Here is an 18,075-nt window from a genome sequence, read left to right on the forward strand (position 1 = left end):
AAAAGCGCAGCTCAAATTGAACTACGCTTCTCACATTTATCTTTATAAATATTTACCTCTATCAAGGGAATTTTGGGAATTGGTGGAAATCAGGATCACGTTTCTCGAGGAATGCATTACGTCCTTCCTGCGCTTCTTCCATCAAATAGAACATTAAAGTAGCATCACCAGCCATTTCCATAATACCTGTTTGTCCATCTAATTCAGCATTTAGGCCACGTTTAATCATGCGCAATGCCATGGGGCTTCGTTGCAACATAGTCTGACACCATTCAACGGTTGTATCTTCCAACTGCTCCAGTGGCACAACGGTGTTAACCAAGCCCATGTCTTCGGCCTCTTTGGCTGAGTATTGTTTGCAAAGGAACCAAATCTCACGCGCTTTCTTCTGTCCAACATGACGCGCCAGGTACGATGAGCCAAAACCACCATCAAAACTGCCTACTTTAGGTCCGCTCTGACCGAAAATAGCGTTTTCAGAGGCAATGGTTAAATCACAAACCACGTGCAAAACATGACCGCCACCAATGGCATAGCCATTAACCATGGCCACCACGGGCTTAGGCATCGAACGAATGCGTTTATGCAAATCCAATACGTTTAAGCGAGGCACACCACCCTGATCAATATAACCGCCATGGCCTTTTACATTTTGGTCGCCACCCGAACAAAAGGCTTTGTCGCCTTCGCCGGTTAAAACGATCACGCCAATATCTTGTCTTTCGCGGCAGATATCAAAGGCGTCAAGCAGCTCATTGATGGTTTTAGGTCGAAAAGCGTTGTAAACACGAGGGCGGTTAATCGTGATTTTTGCAATGCGCTCAAAGTATTCAAACTTAATGTCTTCGTATTCTTTTACAGAAGTCCAGTTACGTTGACTCATAATTCTTCTTTTAAGCGTTTAAAATAAGATTTAAGTACACCGGCATTTTCTTTGGCAGGTGTTTTTACTTCTAATATGATAGGTCTTTCACTATGTGCAAACAATTGTGACAGGCTTTCGTTCATCGTTGCTTCGTCACTGGCCACTAAATAGCGGAGGCCATACATCTCGGCCAGCGGCTGAAGGTTTAATTGGTGCGAGGCTTCAAAATAGTTCTCCAGTTCTTCAGAGTCCGATGGCCCTGGGATAAATCGGAAAATACCGCCACCACCGTTATTGATGACGATGATACGCAAGTTGGGTTTTAGGTAATTATTCCAAAGGCCATTACTGTCGTATATAAACGATAAGTCGCCCACAACTAATAGCGTTGGCTGATTGTTGATGTAGCTAGCTCCAGCTGCTGTGCTAACACTACCATCAATGCCACTGGTTCCACGATTGCAATAGGCATTTTGGTTATAAAACTCGTGGAATAGTTGCGCATAACGAATAGCTGAACTGTTTCCCCATTGCACCTGCCAATTTTGTGGGAGCTGTGTTGCTATATGAGAGAAGGCTTTTAAGTCGTTCCAGCCATTTTTATCCAGGTATTCGTTATGATGTTTCTCAGAGCGTTCAGCACGGTTTAGCCAGGTGGTTTTGTAGCGACTTTTAACCGATGTGATGTTAGGCATTAGTTGCTTGAAAAATTCAACCGGTTCAGCTTCAATAGAGGTAGTTAATTGCTGGTATGTATCCAGGTGATGATTGACGGAACTGATATGCCAATGTGATTTCGCCTGGTAATTGCGCAGGAATGTTTTGACCATTTTTGACACGACAGGGCCATCCAATGTAATTAGTAGTAAAGGTTTAAAAAAGTGTACTTCCTCTTCAGTAATGGTTGAAACAACCTTATCAATTCCACTAATTATTTGCTCCCCCTTTACATTAGAGGTCGTCTCGGTTAATACAACGACCTGCTCCATATCGGAAAGTTGTCTGAGGACTTCCTGTAAATGTGGATTGGGTTGCTGCATGCCTGCGACTATTAGTATTTTGTCATTATTATTCCACTCTTCGCTAAGTGTATTAATGGCTTCGCTACTAATTGAACTACAGGATGTTACTTGCTTTATTTGACGTTGTTTTTCTTCGGGATGTACCGTTTTGCCATACAATGGTTCGGCTAAGGGCACATTAATGTGAACAGGGCCTGCTTGCTTGTATTGACAATGGTAAAAAGCTTCACTCACTACACGGTTAACATGCCATGAACTGGCATTTTTTGAAGTTGGTAGCTGGCAACTGTATTTCACAATATTATCCAGTGATCCTACCTGTCGAATGGTCTGTCCATCTGCCTGGTCAATCCATTCCATCGGTCTGTCGGCACTTATCACTACTAATGGAATGTTTTGATAATAGGCTTCAGAGATGGCCGGTGCATAATTAAGTAATGCCGAACCGCTGGTGCAAACCAATGCCACTGGTCGGCCTGTTTGTTGAGCTAAGCCCAATGCAAAGAATCCCGCACTGCGTTCATCAACAATGCTAAAGCACTCAAACTCGTCGTGTGCTGTAAAGGTTAATGTGAGCGGTGCATTTCTTGAACCTGGTGAAATAACAACTTCACGCAAGCCTTCGGAGATGCAAATGTCAATTAAGCTTTTTACAACTTTTTTATCAGAAACTGCTTTATTCATAAGTGTGCAAAGGTTAAATATTTTTTAAGACAGACAATAGGGTTTGTGCCTTTAACTGTGTTTCCTGCCATTCGTTCTCAGCCTTGCTGCCGAGCGTTAATCCTCCACCAATATATAATACTGACTGTGAGGCATACAATTGTAAACAACGAATATTGACATAAAACTCAAAATCACCATTATTGACAGGGCCAAGAAAGCCGGAATAATATTGACGTTTATGTTTCTCTGTTTCCAGTATCAGCTGGTAAGCTTTTTCTTTGGGCATGCCACAGACAGCTGGTGTTGGGTGCAGTTCATACAATAGGCCAATGTAGTTGCCATTGGTCTGCTTTAATTCAAAATTAAAGTTGGTGCACAGGTGCTTAACCTGTCCTGCGTTAATCGTAACAGGTTCAGAATATTCAATATTATCGGCCTGGTGCTGTATTAAGGTGTTTTCAATATAATTGGTAACCAACTCTTGCTCATCTATTTCTTTGTCACTCCACAGAGAAGTGTCATTATTTGGAATCGTGCCTGCCAACGAAACGGTTGAAAGCCTGTTTTCATGTTTGCTTAGCAGTAGCTCGGGGCCAGCACCAATCCATGTGCCGCAATCGGGCGAACTAATGGCATACACAAAAGCATGTGGGTATTTATCAGCTAAAGTCTCAAATAAGTTGACGATATGCTCTTTGTGAATAGACGGGCCACATTGAACACGCGACAAAATTACTTTATCCAGCTGACCATCGGAGATAGACTGGTGCATTTGTTCGAAGTGTTGTTTATAGGCATCAAAATCATCTTCTACCACAGGGGCATCAGCGTCAATAACAAAAAGTCTTGATAAATTGATTTTTTCGGCATCACTCAATTGATCGTATGTCGTTGAGTAACTCTGGTTAATAAATAAGCCATGTGTTTTCGCATTATCAAAAGGTTCAAATACAAAACCCTTATCCATGCAATGATGCACATTGATGCCATTGTATATTATTTCGCTATAGCCTACAAGTATGTGTTTATCAATTTTGTGCGGCAATCGATATAACACAATGGAGTCGAAATCCTTTTTATTAATAGCTTGTTCGAGTTCTCTTTTCAAATCCCAGACTTAAATAGTAGCTCTCAAAGATAGTAAATAGGCACAGATTATAAGGAATGGTAACATTTTTGTCAATGTAAAATTACCGACTTTAAACCTGTAAAAGCATACAAAAGATGTCAATGTGGCAGTCAACCAAGTTGGCTTGTTAACTGTTCATCAATTGAAGAATCTACTTCAAACTTATATTTAACTGTTTTATACACATTTGTTTGAAAATAATTGAATGGGTGTAGATATTTGATACAAAATTGGAAAAATGATTAAAAAAGAACACATAAAGGTAAATTGCAGTTTGTGTAAAATACCATTTAAAACATTCTTAAGTTTCCAATATCTGATTAAAGAAATTGAAGCTATTAGCAAGGATAGGTCTCATGTGATGAACTTAATGGCTGTTGACCTTCTGATGAAGTTGGATGCTGCCCCTGAGTTAAAGTCAGATAATGTAACACAAGCTACACTTGACAGATATCCTGATTTGGTAAAGCAATTAATGTGTTTTACATTCAACCCGTTGCAGGATGAGATGGAATTGAGCGCTGCCTGGAAACCATTTGATATGGAAACGGAACTATACTCAACTAAAGCATTTAAAAGAATATTGGGTAAAGGTAACCGCATTATTGAATTAGCTAAAGAAGGTGAAATGGAGTTGGATGAGAATCTGATGTTGGTCACCGTACTTTATCAAGCTTATTTTATTATCCTGGAGCGTTATTTTAAGGTGGATGTACCTATTGATTTGCCATTTACCCTTAAAATAACCAATGCCGATACGAAGGTTGTTAAATATTTCAACAAACGTTTTAATTCGCGTTTTCTAGATATTAGTACGAAAGGAAAAGTGAAGTCATTATCATCAGAAGAGTTAAAAATGCTTTTGGACAATGACCATGATTTAGACCTATGGAATAAGTTGATTCCACTTGATAAATTTGAATTCAAGGGCTTTCTGCAGTTTCAATATCATGATGTAACGCGCGATCATACTATTTCGGAGCTTAAATCTGATTTGCTTAAAAAAGAGACCATCCTCACCAAAGAGGGTTTTTTGAAATTGAGAGATAAAATAAGAACCTTAATTGAAAACCCTGAGGCTGAATTTGGAATGGCTGCCAACTATGGCTTTGAAACGAATGTGAATCAAAATTTTATCTGGAACACCATTATTCCTCGTGAGGAATTAGATTGTCACGATTATAAAGGTACTTTTTACGAGAAGGCATTTAAAGGCAGGGAAATAGTACTCACATCAGACATGGCCGAGTTAGAAAAGAATGATGTGGTTGATGGATTCTTAAAACATGGTGTCAGAAGTCATGCCGTGGTTCCATTGTTGTTGGATGGCGAAATAATGGGTATGCTTGAATTTGGTTGTAAAAAGCCAGGAAGCATTACGATGATTCAACTGAAATTGCTACACGATTTATTCCCTATTTTTGCTTTGGCAATGAAGCGTTCGAAAGAGGATTGGGATGATTTGGTGCGATCGGTTATTCAGGAAGAATATACAGCTATTCATCCAACTGTTGAGTGGCGCTTTAGAGAAGCTGCTACAAATTTGATTAACACTGAAGAAACCTCAGAAAATATCAAACGTGAAGACATCATCTTTCCTGATGTTGTGCCTATTTATGGTGCATCTGATATACGGGGTTCGTCGATTGAGCGTAATGTGGCTATTCGTGACGATTTAAAAGCGCAGCTATTGGCTGTAAAGCAAATTATTGATGAAGTCCAGGTAGTGGCTGATGTGCCATTAATGAACGATTTGCGCTATACTATTAATAAACATTTGAAAACCGTTCGTTCGGGCCTTAAAGCTGGTGATGAGGTGGTAATTATTGACTTTTTAAAGAAAGAAATAAAGCCAGTTATCGAGCTGTTCAAAGGACGCTATCCACAGATGAGTCAGACCATCTCAAGGTACGAGAAAATGCTGGATCCGGAGCTGGGTGTGATATACAATAAACGCAAAGATTTTGAAGACAGCCTTACGCTTATCAATGATAAAGTAAGTGAAATTATCGATAAAGAACAGGTGGGGGCGCAGATGGTGTATCCACATTATTTTGAAAAATACCGCACTGATGGTATTGAATACAATGCATATATCGGGCAATCTTTAGTTAAGGACATGGAATATAGTCCGATATATTTAAAGAATATTCGCTTGTGGCAATTATTGGTAATGGTTAAAGTGGCGCGTCAGGTGCGTCAACTTCAGCCAATTTTGCCAACAAAGTTGGATATCACCCAATTGATTTTGGTGCATTCTAACCCCTTGAGCATTGCTTTTCGTCAGGATGAGAAAAAGTTTGATGTTGCTGGTGCTTACAATATTCGATACGAGATTACCAAAAAGCGAATTGACAAGGCTCATGTGAGAGGAACAACCGAACGCATCACACAGGTTGGTAAAATAGCCATTGTGTATTCGCATGCCGATGAAATTGCAGAATACAGGCATTATCTTGATTTTATGCAAAATCAGGGATATATTACCAACAAGGTTGAAGACCTGGAGTTGGAAGATTTAAAAGGTGCATCGGGATTAAAAGCATTGAGGATTGAAGTAAATTATAATGGGATAGACCTAAACGAGCTTGACGAGAATGTGTATGAAGAAGTAGTTACTAAATAGTTTATTGAAAGAAAAAGCTTCTGGCATCAATGAAATACCTAGATAGAGATTTAAGTTGGTTATCCTTTAATGGCCGCATATTGCAGGAAATAGCTTCTAAAGATGTACCCTTATTGGAACGTTTGAAGTTTGTGGCTATTTACTCATCCAACCTTGAGGAATTTTATAAAGTTAGGGTGGCCAGTCATCGTTTTGCACAGAAATACAAAGGCGATAAGCGAAATAAATTTGGTTATCGACCCTCGTTTATTTTACAGCAGATAAATACCATTGTTAGCGAACAGCAAGCCTACTTGGGTAAGCTGTTTTTTAATGAAATAGTGCCTGAAATGACCAATGAAGGTATTAGGTTTTTATGTGGTGTTGTAAATGAAGCTGACCAAAAGCTGCTTGAGCAGTATTACGACAAGCATTTCAAGGAGGAGTTTAAAGTACTCGAAATAACTAATGACATCTTCTTAGAGCTTAAAAATCAGGCTATCTATCAGCTAATTATTGATGGCGAGCAACAGTATTTGTTGGAGATGGATTATGCCCGATGGGGGCGCTTTATCACATTGGAACAAAACGAGGACTATACCAAAATTGTGCAGGTCGATGATGTCTTTAAGTACAATCTGCATAAAATTCTGGGCCATGAGGCAGAGACTTATGCTTTTAAAATTTCACGTGATGCCGAATTATACATTGATGAGGAGCAGGACGAAAACATTGTCAAAAAGATTAAAAAGAGCCTGAAAAAGCGCGATACAGGTCTGCCGTGTCGTTTATTGTTTAACGAAAATATACCCTTTAAGCATATTAATAGCTTGCGCAAGAAGCTCGACCTGGACATGGCCAGCTTAATTGCCGGAGGAAACTATCACAACTATTACGATTTTTTTGGTTTTCCCGAGTTTGAACACAAGCCGCATTTATATTACAGAAGGGATAAGGAAATAGCTTGTAAATCGCTGGATAACAGTTTGGATTGGTATCAAACTATTGGTGTAAAGGATGTCTTTTTAAGTTATCCTTACCAGTCGTTCGACTATGTAACCAGGTTTCTTAAGCAAGCAGCCGAAGATGAGGCTGTTGAAGAAATAAGTACCACTTTGTATCGTGTGAGCAAAGGCTCAGAAGTTGGTATGGCACTTGAAAAGGCAGCGAAAAGCGGAAAGAATGTGTTTGTGTTATCTGAGGTTTTGGCACGTTTTGACGAAGAATCGAATATCTATTGGGGCGAGCGCCTGGAGCAAGCGGGAGCAGTTGTGAAATATGGCATTGACAAGTTGAAAGTGCATGCCAAGGTGTTTTTGATTAAACGACGTGAGAATGGGGTGTTAAAATCATATGCCTACCTGGGAACAGGAAATTTAAACGAGAAAACTGCCCGTATCTATGCCGACCACGGTATTTTAACGGCCGATGAGCGTTATACAAAGGACTTGGATGAGGTTTTTAAGTTTCTGAAAGATGAACAATACGAGCCTCATTTTAAGCATTTACTTGTAGCGCCATTTGTGTTGCGAACAAAAGTAAAAAAAGCTATTCGTAAAGTGATGGAAAAGGCCAAGGCAGGAGCGGAGCAACAACTACACATTAAGCTCAATAGTCTTGAAGATCCTGAGATGATTGATTTGATACGTGAGGCCGCTGATGCAGGCGTAAAGTTTCAAATGGTGGTGCGCGGTATTTGCTGCTATTGCCCACTAACAGAAAAACAGAAAAAGAATGTGACCATTGTAAGCGTTATTGATAAATACCTGGAACACACACGCATTTATCAATTATCAGAGAAAGAGACTTACCTGGCATCGGCCGATTGGATGACACGAAATTTATCGAGTCGTGTTGAGATAGCTTTCCCGATTTGGGATGCCAGTGTCCGGGGTTTGTTATTGAAACAGATTAACTATCAGTCGAATGATGCAAAAAAGGCTCGCCTCATAACACCTGAAGGAGATAATCAATTGGTTAAGGGAAACAACAAATTAAGTTCGCAGCAGTATATGTTTGAATTAGTTGCTAACTTGTAAGAGAACAAATTTTTAGAATATGACAGATCAGCCATGGACATTATTGGTGACGGATTGTATGCCAATAGCTGAAGAACAAATAAAGAAATACCAGGAAAACGAACATAGCTTTCATAATTGGGAACACACGCTCAACGTACTTCATTCTGTTAGTGAAATAGGTATTGGAACACCTGAGATTAATGAAAAAGAGCTGGAGAGTATTCAGCTAGCTGCTTTGTTTCATGATGTTAAGGCTTGTGAAGAAATTAAAGGACATGAAAAGCGTTCGGCTGCTTTTGCGCGAGAAATTTTAGAAGGAAAGCAATATCCTGAAGAATCCATTCGATTGGTGGAGCGTGTTATTTTAAGCACTAAGCTGGGGCATCAACCTGGCGATATTTATGAGCAGATAATTAAAGATGCTGATTTATCACACCTTAAGAATAAGGATTACATCCGTATCCAGTTTCTGAATCTATTTAATGAAATTAATAGTCGTGTTGACAAAACACCCAAGCAGTGGATTGAAGATTGCATTGTCTTTTTCGATGATCATCAGTTTTATACTAATTATGCCAAGGTGAATTACCAGAATGGTAAAGAAAAAAACCGTGAGCGGTTACTGGAGTTATCTAAAAAAGAAATCCAGACAGGAGAGGAATTGATGAAGCAAACAGAGAAAAAGAAAAAGAAGAAAAAGGGGGCAATAGAAAAGCCGGATAAGGGCATTGAAACCATGTTCAGGGTCACGTTGCGCAACCATTTATCGTTAAGTCAGATTGCAGATACAAAAGCTAATACCCTCATTAGTGTGAACGGTATTATCATCTCCATTGTTTTATCGGCCTTGTTTCCAAAGCTCGATAACAATCCTTACCTGTTGATACCGGCGCTGGTGTTAGTGAGCTTTAGCGTGGCCACCATTATTATCTCTATCATTTCAACTATTCCGCGCACAACCCATGGTTTGATGACGCGTGAGGATGTGAGCAATAAACGTGGTAACCTCATTTTCTTTGGAAATTTTCATCAAATGGAGCAGGATGATTTTGAGTGGGGCATGGACGAATTAATGTGCGACAAAGACTACCTCTATAAAAGCCTCACCCGCGATTTATACCATTTAGGAAGGGTGTTAAACAAAAAGTACACTTACCTGCGCATGGGTTATATCACCTTTGTGGTGGGCTTATGCATATCGGTAGTAGCTTTTGTCATCAGTCTGTCGTTGATTCATTCATAACACATTTTACGGAATAGTTGCTCTAATTACGACGGGACGGAGTATCGACCGACGGGAAGCCCTGGTTTTGCGACGGGAACAATCAGACTGGCGACGGGAAGCTTTGGTGGTGCGACGGGAGCTTGTCCTATTGCGACGGGAAGCCTCAATCTGGCGACGGGAACACTCCTAAATGCGACGGGAAAGGATACTCTTACGACGGGAAGGTTCATGAATCGTGAGGATGCCTATTCAACCGTGAGCTCTGTTGTTTGTGTGTTAGATCCTTTCTTGTCCATACCAGTATGGAGGTCATTTACAAATAGTAATAAGCACTTCATTGCAAATATTCTAAGATCAAGGTATTTAGTTAATTGGCAACTATCCGATAGTTGGTAGATAAACTTCCCCGGTTTGTTTATTTCTCTTTTGGGTGCAGTTATATAGTACTAATTTCCCAAAGAAGTTGAAAACCATAACATCTTAATTTATTGGTATGAACAAACACTATGTAATTTATCTGATCCTGCTTATTGCAAGTACATCGTGTGCGCAAAAAAAGCACGAACGTACAAACTGGCAAGAAACTGCTATAGAAATTGATGGCAGTTACGACGACTGGGGGCTGCCGCTGCGTTTTTATGATGCTGATACAAAACTGAATTATGCAGTATCGAACGATGCTGAGTATTTGTATCTGGCCTTTAGAATTGCCGATGAAGATACCTGGCGGCAAATAATGTTTGGTGGTTTACAAGTTGAGATTGATCCTAAGGGAAAAAAGAAATATCCGTATTTGCTGAAATACCCGGTAGCTGGGCGTCCTATGAATCGTAATGGAAAACAGGGCCGGATGAATGCTTCGGAGATGCAGGGTGGCGATCGCCCCGAGCCTGCTCAACAAGAGCATGGCATGATGCCGAAAGGTAATTTTGAAGCTCAGTCTGTTGTGTCGCAAATTGCTATTAGCGGTTATTATAATTTTGAAGAAGAAACCATGCTTGTTGTTGACAGTTTATTAAGTATTAAAATACAAACAGGCGAAGATCCCGCCAACGGCATTTGGTTTTATGAGGTGAAAATACCTTTCAATACTTTTCTGGGATTGGAGGCCTTAACCAAAGACGATATTACCAAATTGGCATTTAAATTCACTGTGGGTGGAGAAATGGAAGGAGGCCGTGGTCGACCCGAAGGAGGTGGTCCTCAGGGTGACATGGCGATGAGAGGTGGCCCCGGTGGTATGGGCGGCGGAATGCCTCCAGGTGGTGGCATGAGCGGCCCTGGTGGCGGTGGTCCTGGTGGTCCGGGCGGCCCCGGTGGTGGTCCTTCACAGAAGAGCCAATCATCAGCGATTGAGTTAAAATTGTATCTCAATCTTCCGGAATAGATCCTTTACTTTAAGTTTTATAATGAGTGATTTTTTCAGAAAACCCGGCTATTGTGCATTAGCCGGGTTTTTTGTGGATATATTAATTGGTTGTGTTTTATAGCCATTGTGTTCTCCATAACTAAAAAGAGCTGCTCAACCCTGAACAGCTCTTCGTAATAATCTATTGATCTAATTGTCTACCGACCTATTAACCTAATAAACTATTGTTCTTCTAAATCCACTTCACATAGCTAAAATCTTGCCTGTGAGGCAATGAAGGATTACAGGCATATACACGAACGCCAAAATCGAATATACCGGGATCGAGAAGCTCTAAATCCAACTCGTAGAACGCCAATGTATCTACCTGACGCACCTGGTCGAACTTTTGAGTAGTGATAGGGCCTGCATTTTGTTCTTCAGCTGAACTACGGATAACCAACTCTACACAGATATTTTCTTCAATTAGTTCTTTCAGGTCGAGAGCCACTTCCATGTGGTAAGCCTCACCCGACAAGTATTTGTGCTTAGGCGTGCTTGGTGCATCTACCGAAACCACTTCAATTTTATCCCAGGATGCCAGTAGTTTCTGTTTCCACGCTGCCAGATCCTTTGCAATTTGGTAATCGTTCAGGCGCACTTTTTTCACTCGCTTATACATGGGTTCATAGAATCGCTCCTTGTAATCGTCCATCATGCGCTTGGTTGTATAATCAGGAGCTATATCAGCAATACAGTTTTTGATGTATTTCACCCAATCGACCGGGATATTGTTTTTATCACGCTTATAGAATAAAGGTACAATCTCGTTTTCAAACATCGAGTAGATGGTTTGTGCATCTAACTCATCCTGATAGCCTTGGTTTTCGTAGGTGCGTTTTTCGGTTAAGGCCCAGCCGGCACCTTTGCGATAACCTTCTAACCACCAGCCATCGAGCACGCTAAAATTCATTACGCCATTCATCACGGCTTTTTCACCAGATGTCCCCGACGCTTCCAGCGGACGGGTTGGGGTATTCATCCAAATATCCACACCTTTCACCAGTTTCTGCCCCAGCTCCATGTCGTAGTTTTCGAGGAAGAGGATTTTACCCACAAACTCAGGACGACGCGATACATCCACAATGAGTTTAATCAGATCCTGACCAGCTTTATCGGCTGGGTGTGCTTTGCCCGCAAAAATAAATTGAACCGGCATATCGGGGTGGTTCAGTATTTGCGATAAACGTTCAATATCGCTAAACAAAAGGTGAGCACGTTTGTAAGTGGCAAAACGACGGGCAAAACCAATGGTTAAGGTATTTTCATCGATAGAATCCATGATTTCCACCAGATTCTTCGGATCTTCATAACGCCTAATCCAGTTTCGGTGGAAGCGGTCTTTGGCATAGTCGATTAATTGTTTCCGCAAACAGTTTTTGGTAGCCCATATCTTCTCATCCGAAATATCATGTATCTTCTCCCAATACTTTTTGTTTGACTGGTCGTCGATAAATCCTTTTTTAAATTCGCTTTCGTATAAAATTCGCCATTCTTTCGCTGTCCAGGTGGGATAATGTACCCCATTGGTTACATAACCAATGTGCAGCTCTTCAGGAAAATAGCCTTCGTAGAGGTTGTTAAACATCTCTTGCGATACTTTGCCGTGTAACCAGCTTACGCCATTCATCGCTACCGATGTGTGTGCAGCCAGGTTACTCATCGAAAATTTCTCGTTGTCATCCAAAGGATTAGCGCGACCAAGTGCCAGGAATTTATCCCAACTGATGCCTAATTCCTCAGGAATGTAATAGAGGTAGTGGCGAATCATATCAGGAGAGAAGGTATCGTGACCGGCTGGCACTGGTGTATGTGTTGTAAATAAAGATGAAGCTCGCACAACCTCTAAAGCTTCTTCGTATGAATAGCCATCGTTGATATACTGGCGCAGGCGCTCCACATTAATCAATGCAGCATGACCTTCGTTACAGTGATATAAGTCGGCATCAATTTCCAATTCATCTAAAGCACGGATGCCACCAATACCCAGCAATATTTCTTGTTTGATGCGGTTGTCCCAGTCGCCACCATATAACTGATGGGTGATGAAACGATCCTGCTCGTTATTCATCTCTGTTTCGGTGTCGAGCAGATAAAGTTTTATACGACCCACATTAACTTCCCAAATAAGGGCTTTAACGGTGCGTCCTTCCAGGTGGAAGTTAATAGTCTTAGGTACACCCGCCTCATCGCGCACCTGAGTGATAGGTATGAACGAGAATTTCTGAGCATTAAGTTCAACCAGCTGTTCTCCTTTAAGCGACAGGCGTTGTGTGAAATAGCCAAACTTGTACATGAAGCCTACAGCAACCATATTCACATTGGAATCACTGGCTTCTTTGAGGTAATCGCCAGCTAAAATACCCAAACCTCCTGAATAGATTTTTAGGTTATCGCTTAAGCCGTATTCCATACTGAAATAGGCAATTTTAGGCTGACTGGCTGCAGGCTTAACGGCCATATAGTCTTTAAAGTCCTTGTATACGGCTTTGTAATTATCTAAAAATTCCGTGTCTTGTTCCAGTTCAGCCAGGCGTGTGCTACTCACTGATTTGAGTAAAACAATGGGGTTTCGTTTCACTTTAATCCATAGTTCCGGATCGATATATTTAAACAGGTCAATGGCTTGGTAATTCCAGCACCACCACAAATTTTTCGATAGTTCTTCAAGACCTGATAGTTCATCTGGAAGGTTCGATTCAACGATTAATTTTCGCCATTGCAATTGGTTAGTTTTGGCTACTTGTAACTGCTTGCTTTCGTGCTTATGTTTTCCTTTGCTCATGTTATTTCTAATTGCTAATTCATAGGCTTTATGGTAGTAGCCAATAAAATTTTTCCAGAGTGCTTTTTGGGCAATTTGCCTTGCATTTTCACTGTACTGTTCAAGGTCTTCAATGGATTGCTGTGCAAAGCGCTGAATGTAGTGCGTCATATTATGAACCAGTTCAGCCGTATTGGCGTCATTTCGATTAATGACTTCAACACCACCTTTGCCATTCTGTTCAATTTGCATCACCCATTTGCCAAACCCGGCCAATGAAGTGGTTATGGTAGGTACGCCAAACGCTATACTTTCCATTGGCGTATAGCCCCAGGGTTCGTAGTATGATGGGAATATTGACAAGTCAAGTCCCATTAGCAAATCGTAATAAGACTTGTTGAAGATGCCATCGTGACCGGTTAGATAAGTTGGCACAAAAATGACTTTTACCTTTTCGTTGACACCATTGGTAAAACCTACATGTTTTATCTTATTTAATATGGGATCATGGTCAACATTACCCAGGTAATGCGTAATAAATGGCGTTACAAGAGCTTCGTCCTTTTTGCCTGTCGACAGGTTGTTGACCAGGTCTTTTCTGGGCCCTCGTTGATCTCCGGGAATAAAGAAGAAAGCTACAATTTCGCGCTCCAGGGCTTTATCGTTTTTCAGTTGTCCTAAAGCCTCTAATAACACATCAATGCCTTTGTTTTTATACTCGTAACGTCCGCCTGTTCCAACAAAAAGCGTGTTGGCCGGTAGCTGATGACCTAGCATTGTTTCGGCTACATCTTTTAATAGACGCCGCGACGATGATTTGGTGTTTTTCAATGTACTGGGCTCCGGCACAAAGTCATCTTCAAAGCCATTGGGCAACAGCACATCAACCTCCCGATTGTAGAACTGCTTACATTCTCTGGCTGTAATTTCGCTGACGGTTGTGAGGCAGTCAGCAGCCAAAGCGGCCTTTTTCTCCAGAGAGCATTTAGCCGATACGTTATACTGGGTGGTTTTTTCTTTGGTGTCGAATTGGTATAGGTTATCATACAGGGCTTCACCATTGCTGGCCAATACACGCCCCAGCATTGTAGCGTGGGTGGTGAAGATAGTAGCAATTTCGGGCATGTTATGCTCGATGTATAAGCAACCAGCTCCGGTCATCCACTCATGGAATTGAGCCACTACCTTATTGCGTCTGGAGACATACTCATTAACAAAGCTTTCGATGATTTGTCCGGCTGCATAACCAAAAATGGCCGGTTCGTGGTAGTCATCAGCCCCATAAAGCGATTCAAGCCTGTATACTTCCCACATTTTGGCATAAAAAGCATCTTTATTTTTAAGCAGTGGCTTAAAATCGATGAGTATCACTTGTGGCTCGCCCGGAATTTTCCAGCGACCAATACGAATGGGGATGCCAAGCTTGGTGGCTTTTTCTTTAAATTCAGGATAAAGTGAATCATCTTCTTTAAACTCTTTATCGCGATGTTCTTTGTAATTAAAATCGGGACCAATGTATATAATGTTATCCTTAAGCGTTTGTTTTAGCGATTGGGCTTTGGTAGAAATAACCGTATGAATTCCTCCTACTTTATTACATACTTCCCAGCTAACTTCGAATATAAAATCCGGATCTGGTTTTACCTTTTTCATATGATTATAATTATGACTTATGAACCGACTAATTCATCTGAAAAAGTGGAGAGTTAAGCCTGGCGCATAAGTGGTTTCAAATTGTTTATTTTGTTGCGTTAAGTATGCCTACTCTTGTAGTATTTGCTTTTTAAGTTTGTTTATTTCTTTCTTGTATTGTTTGATAAGCTTGTCTTTTTGTTGTAGCTCATCAAAAGTGGAATCGTTTTGCTTGGCATCCATTAATTCCTTAATTCTAAGTTTAAAGTCACTTAATACATTCATATAGTTGATAAATGCGTCATAGGGTGAGTTGTAAGGATTGAAATATGAATGCACATCGCCATCAGAGAAGAACTTGGTGCACATATAGTAAAAATGGTCGCTGCTTTGAAGGTAGTTCCAGTCTTTATTAATCCGCTCGTTATTTAGTGCACTGACATCTTCACGTAATTCATACAGTTTGGTAAAAGCTTCGTCTTGCAAGGAGTTACCTAACCAGGCAGACAAGTCGCGCTCTTCATCGGCCCAAGAAATGGTATTGGGCACATGGGCAACTGCAATGGGCTGGTATTTTTTTATCGCTTCTGATGGTGTTATAAATTCGTAGTGACCGTTTTTTAATACTGCAGCTGGCAGGCTTTTCAAGAAATCAAAGATGCCTGATTCTTTTTTCTGGTGCTCGCCAAAGGTTTCGTAATCCATAAAAATGTTGACTACCTCTTCCTTTTCATCCATCTGCTCCAACCAACCAACTAGTTTTTCGGTTGTTAATGGCCATTCGTTCCAGCCTTCTTCAGAGAAGCGGAAGGCTATGTCATCACTCAACGTATAATTACGCATCAATAGCTTTAGTTTTGGATTGATGGCGTTGCAATACAGGTAATTGGGGCTCTTCCAGCCAAGGATGTGCTTAGCTCCTTCGGTTAGCATACCTTTGTAGCCCATGGATGCCACTGCTTTTCCAATTTCATCGGAGTAAATCAGCTCGGTATTGCGGAATACTTTGGGCTTTTGGCCGAATAATTCATGAATATGCTGGCTGTGAGCTTTAACCTGGGCATTAAATTCATTGTTGTCTTTTAACGCTGCCAATGAATGAGAGTAGGTTTCAGCCATGAATTCAACACATCCGGTATCGGCCAGCTGTTTTAAACTTTCAATTACTTCAGGAGCATACTGCTCAAACTGGTCGAGTACGACTCCGGTAATAGAAAAGCTTACTTTAAAGTGCTTTTTGTTTGCTTTAATTAGGTTTAATAGTATTTCATTGGCTGGCAGGTAACACTCCTTTACAATTTTTTGCATGATGGATTCATTAGTGAAATCATCGTAATAGTAATGGTCGTTACCAATATCGAAAAAGCGGTATCTTCTTAAACGTAATGGCTGGTGTATCTGGAAATATAAACAAATGGACTTCATATGGTTTTGTTTTAAGATTAAAGGAATGAGTTAATGGCATTTTGGTACACCTCGTGTACATGAAGGGCTGCGTTTGTCCACTTCAGGTTATCGACTTCTTCTTTGCCTTTCTCTTTAAATATGCCTGATAATGAATTGTAATTGATGATGCCATATATGGCATCGGCCAGGGCATCAATATCCCAGTAATCGACTTTGACGGCATGGGTTAATATTTCGGAAACACCCGATTGCTTAGAGATGATAACTGGTACATTCGACTGCATAGCTTCCAAGGGTGAGATACCAAATGGTTCAGAAACGGATGGCATCACATAGACATCACTCATCTTTAGCATCTGGAAAACATCATCACCTTTTAAGAAGCCGGTAAAATGAAACCGATCGGCTATGCCCAGTTGAGCTGCGCGATTGACCATTTTTTCCAGCATATCACCACTACCTGCCATTACAAAGCGAACATTGTCGGTTCGTTTCAATACTTCGTTGGCGGCTTCTACAAAATATTCAGGACCTTTTTGCATGGTTATTCGACCAAGGAAGGTGACAACCTTTTCTTTAACACCCTTTTTTATGGCTTTTTTCTGTTCAAAAGAAACCGGCTCAACAGCATTGTACACGGTTTCTACCTTATCCGGATGCTGGCCGTATTTCTCAATCACAATATTGCGCGTCAGGTTACTAACGGCAATGATTTTATCGGCTGCATCCATTCCCATTTTCTCAATTTCAAATACTTTGGGGTTTACACTACCGCCACTTCTATCGAAGTCGGTAGCGTGCACGTGCACCACCAAGGGCTTGCCCGACACCTCTTTAGCGGCAATGCCGGCTGGATAGCACAACCAATCGTGGGCATGAATCACATCATGTTCGTTGTCCATGCTGATGGTTGAAGCTACATAGGCATATTTGTAAATTTCTTCTATAAGGTTGGTGCCGTATTTGCCACTAAACTCGAGCTTACCTTCTTTATTTACTTTGAAAAGCTTGTTTTTACCATATAACTTTGAATCCCGGAAAGTATAGTATTCCTCCGGATCGTTGTAGGGTATCAGTTCCGATTCAACTTCGAGATAGGTATGTTTTGATTTAAATTGCTTAATGTGTTCTTGTACTTGTTTAATATGTGTGTTGTTGGCCCCCACCAGTTGCATTTTGCTTTGGTCTTCGTCACCATATGCTTTGGGCACCACAAACACAATATCTAAATCATCTATTTTAGATAAACCTTTGGTTAATCCGTAGCAGGCAGTTCCTAAACCACCTGATATATGAGGAGGAAATTCCCATCCGAACATTAATACTTTCAT

The 18,075-nt window shown here is 40.8% G+C and carries 10 protein-coding genes; 4 read left to right on the plus strand and 6 right to left on the minus strand.

The window, feature by feature from the left end:
* Window positions 1-61: 61 nt before the first annotated feature.
* Genes menB through J1N10_RS15275 form a run of 3 tightly spaced genes read right to left on the minus strand, consistent with a single transcriptional unit; the run spans window position 62 to window position 3,661 of the window.
* Complete coding sequence (gene menB, locus J1N10_RS15265; RefSeq protein ID WP_262327593.1) at window positions 62-883, minus strand: 1,4-dihydroxy-2-naphthoyl-CoA synthase; 822 nt, start codon at window positions 881-883, stop codon at window positions 62-64.
* Window positions 880-2,571: a 2-succinyl-5-enolpyruvyl-6-hydroxy-3-cyclohexene-1-carboxylic-acid synthase gene (gene menD, locus J1N10_RS15270; protein WP_262327594.1), complete on the minus strand. Its 1,692-nt coding sequence runs from the start codon at window positions 2,569-2,571 to the stop codon at window positions 880-882. Before menD ends, menB begins: the two co-directional genes overlap by 4 nt.
* 13 nt (window positions 2,572-2,584) lie before the next feature.
* Entirely contained in the window at window positions 2,585-3,661 is a 1,077-nt protein-coding gene (locus J1N10_RS15275) for an isochorismate synthase (RefSeq protein WP_262327595.1), read from the minus strand.
* 259 nt (window positions 3,662-3,920) lie between these two features.
* Here J1N10_RS15275 and J1N10_RS15280 point away from each other — a divergent pair, with 259 nt between their 5' ends.
* From J1N10_RS15280 to J1N10_RS15295, 4 genes are all read left to right on the plus strand, one after another.
* The gene (locus tag J1N10_RS15280; protein WP_262327596.1) at window positions 3,921-6,308 is read left to right on the plus strand and encodes a GAF domain-containing protein; all 2,388 of its coding nucleotides are present in this window, start codon (window positions 3,921-3,923) and stop codon (window positions 6,306-6,308) included.
* 29 nt (window positions 6,309-6,337) lie between these two features.
* The gene (ppk1, locus tag J1N10_RS15285; protein WP_262327597.1) at window positions 6,338-8,326 is read left to right on the plus strand and encodes a polyphosphate kinase 1; all 1,989 of its coding nucleotides are present in this window, start codon (window positions 6,338-6,340) and stop codon (window positions 8,324-8,326) included.
* A 19-nt stretch (window positions 8,327-8,345) separates the two neighbouring features.
* Window positions 8,346-9,551, plus strand: a complete 1,206-nt coding sequence (locus J1N10_RS15290; protein ID WP_262327598.1) for a Pycsar system effector family protein — start codon at window positions 8,346-8,348, stop codon at window positions 9,549-9,551.
* A gap of 475 nt (window positions 9,552-10,026) precedes the next feature.
* Window positions 10,027-10,920 carry a hypothetical protein gene (locus J1N10_RS15295; protein ID WP_262327599.1) on the plus strand — a complete coding sequence of 298 codons (894 nt, stop codon included), beginning with the start codon at window positions 10,027-10,029 and terminating at the stop codon, window positions 10,918-10,920.
* A gap of 214 nt (window positions 10,921-11,134) precedes the next feature.
* Here J1N10_RS15295 and glgP read toward each other — a convergent pair whose 3' ends face one another.
* The 3 genes from glgP to J1N10_RS15310 all read right to left on the minus strand — a co-directional run bounded on the left by glgP (window position 11,135) and on the right by J1N10_RS15310 (window position 18,075).
* A complete protein-coding gene (gene glgP, locus J1N10_RS15300) occupies window positions 11,135-15,358 on the minus strand; it encodes an alpha-glucan family phosphorylase (RefSeq protein WP_262327600.1) in 4,224 nt (1,407 codons plus the stop codon).
* Window positions 15,359-15,466: 108 nt separating this feature from the next.
* Window positions 15,467-16,762 (minus strand): glycoside hydrolase family 57 protein, encoded by a 1,296-nt coding sequence (locus J1N10_RS15305; protein WP_262327601.1) that lies wholly within the window; start codon window positions 16,760-16,762, stop codon window positions 15,467-15,469.
* Window positions 16,763-16,779: 17 nt separating this feature from the next.
* The gene (locus J1N10_RS15310; RefSeq protein WP_262327602.1) at window positions 16,780-18,075 is read right to left on the minus strand and encodes a glycosyltransferase family 4 protein; all 1,296 of its coding nucleotides are present in this window, start codon (window positions 18,073-18,075) and stop codon (window positions 16,780-16,782) included.

Origin of the sequence: Carboxylicivirga litoralis (assembly GCF_025499605.1) — a bacterium.
GTDB classification, from domain to species: Bacteria; Bacteroidota; Bacteroidia; order Bacteroidales; family Marinilabiliaceae; genus Carboxylicivirga; species Carboxylicivirga litoralis.

Coding starts and splice junctions, on each gene's coding strand:
- glgP (WP_262327600.1), bottom strand. CDS start 15,358: ATGAAAAAGGTAAAACCAGATCCGGATTTTATATTCGAAGTTAGCTGG.
- J1N10_RS15310 (WP_262327602.1), bottom strand. CDS start 18,075: ATGAAAGTATTAATGTTCGGATGGGAATTTCCTCCTCATATATCAGGT.
- J1N10_RS15290 (WP_262327598.1), top strand. CDS start 8,346: ATGACAGATCAGCCATGGACATTATTGGTGACGGATTGTATGCCAATA.
- J1N10_RS15280 (WP_262327596.1), top strand. CDS start 3,921: ATGATTAAAAAAGAACACATAAAGGTAAATTGCAGTTTGTGTAAAATA.
- menD (WP_262327594.1), bottom strand. CDS start 2,571: ATGAATAAAGCAGTTTCTGATAAAAAAGTTGTAAAAAGCTTAATTGAC.
- menB (WP_262327593.1), bottom strand. CDS start 883: ATGAGTCAACGTAACTGGACTTCTGTAAAAGAATACGAAGACATTAAG.
- J1N10_RS15295 (WP_262327599.1), top strand. CDS start 10,027: ATGAACAAACACTATGTAATTTATCTGATCCTGCTTATTGCAAGTACA.
- ppk1 (WP_262327597.1), top strand. CDS start 6,338: ATGAAATACCTAGATAGAGATTTAAGTTGGTTATCCTTTAATGGCCGC.
- J1N10_RS15305 (WP_262327601.1), bottom strand. CDS start 16,762: ATGAAGTCCATTTGTTTATATTTCCAGATACACCAGCCATTACGTTTA.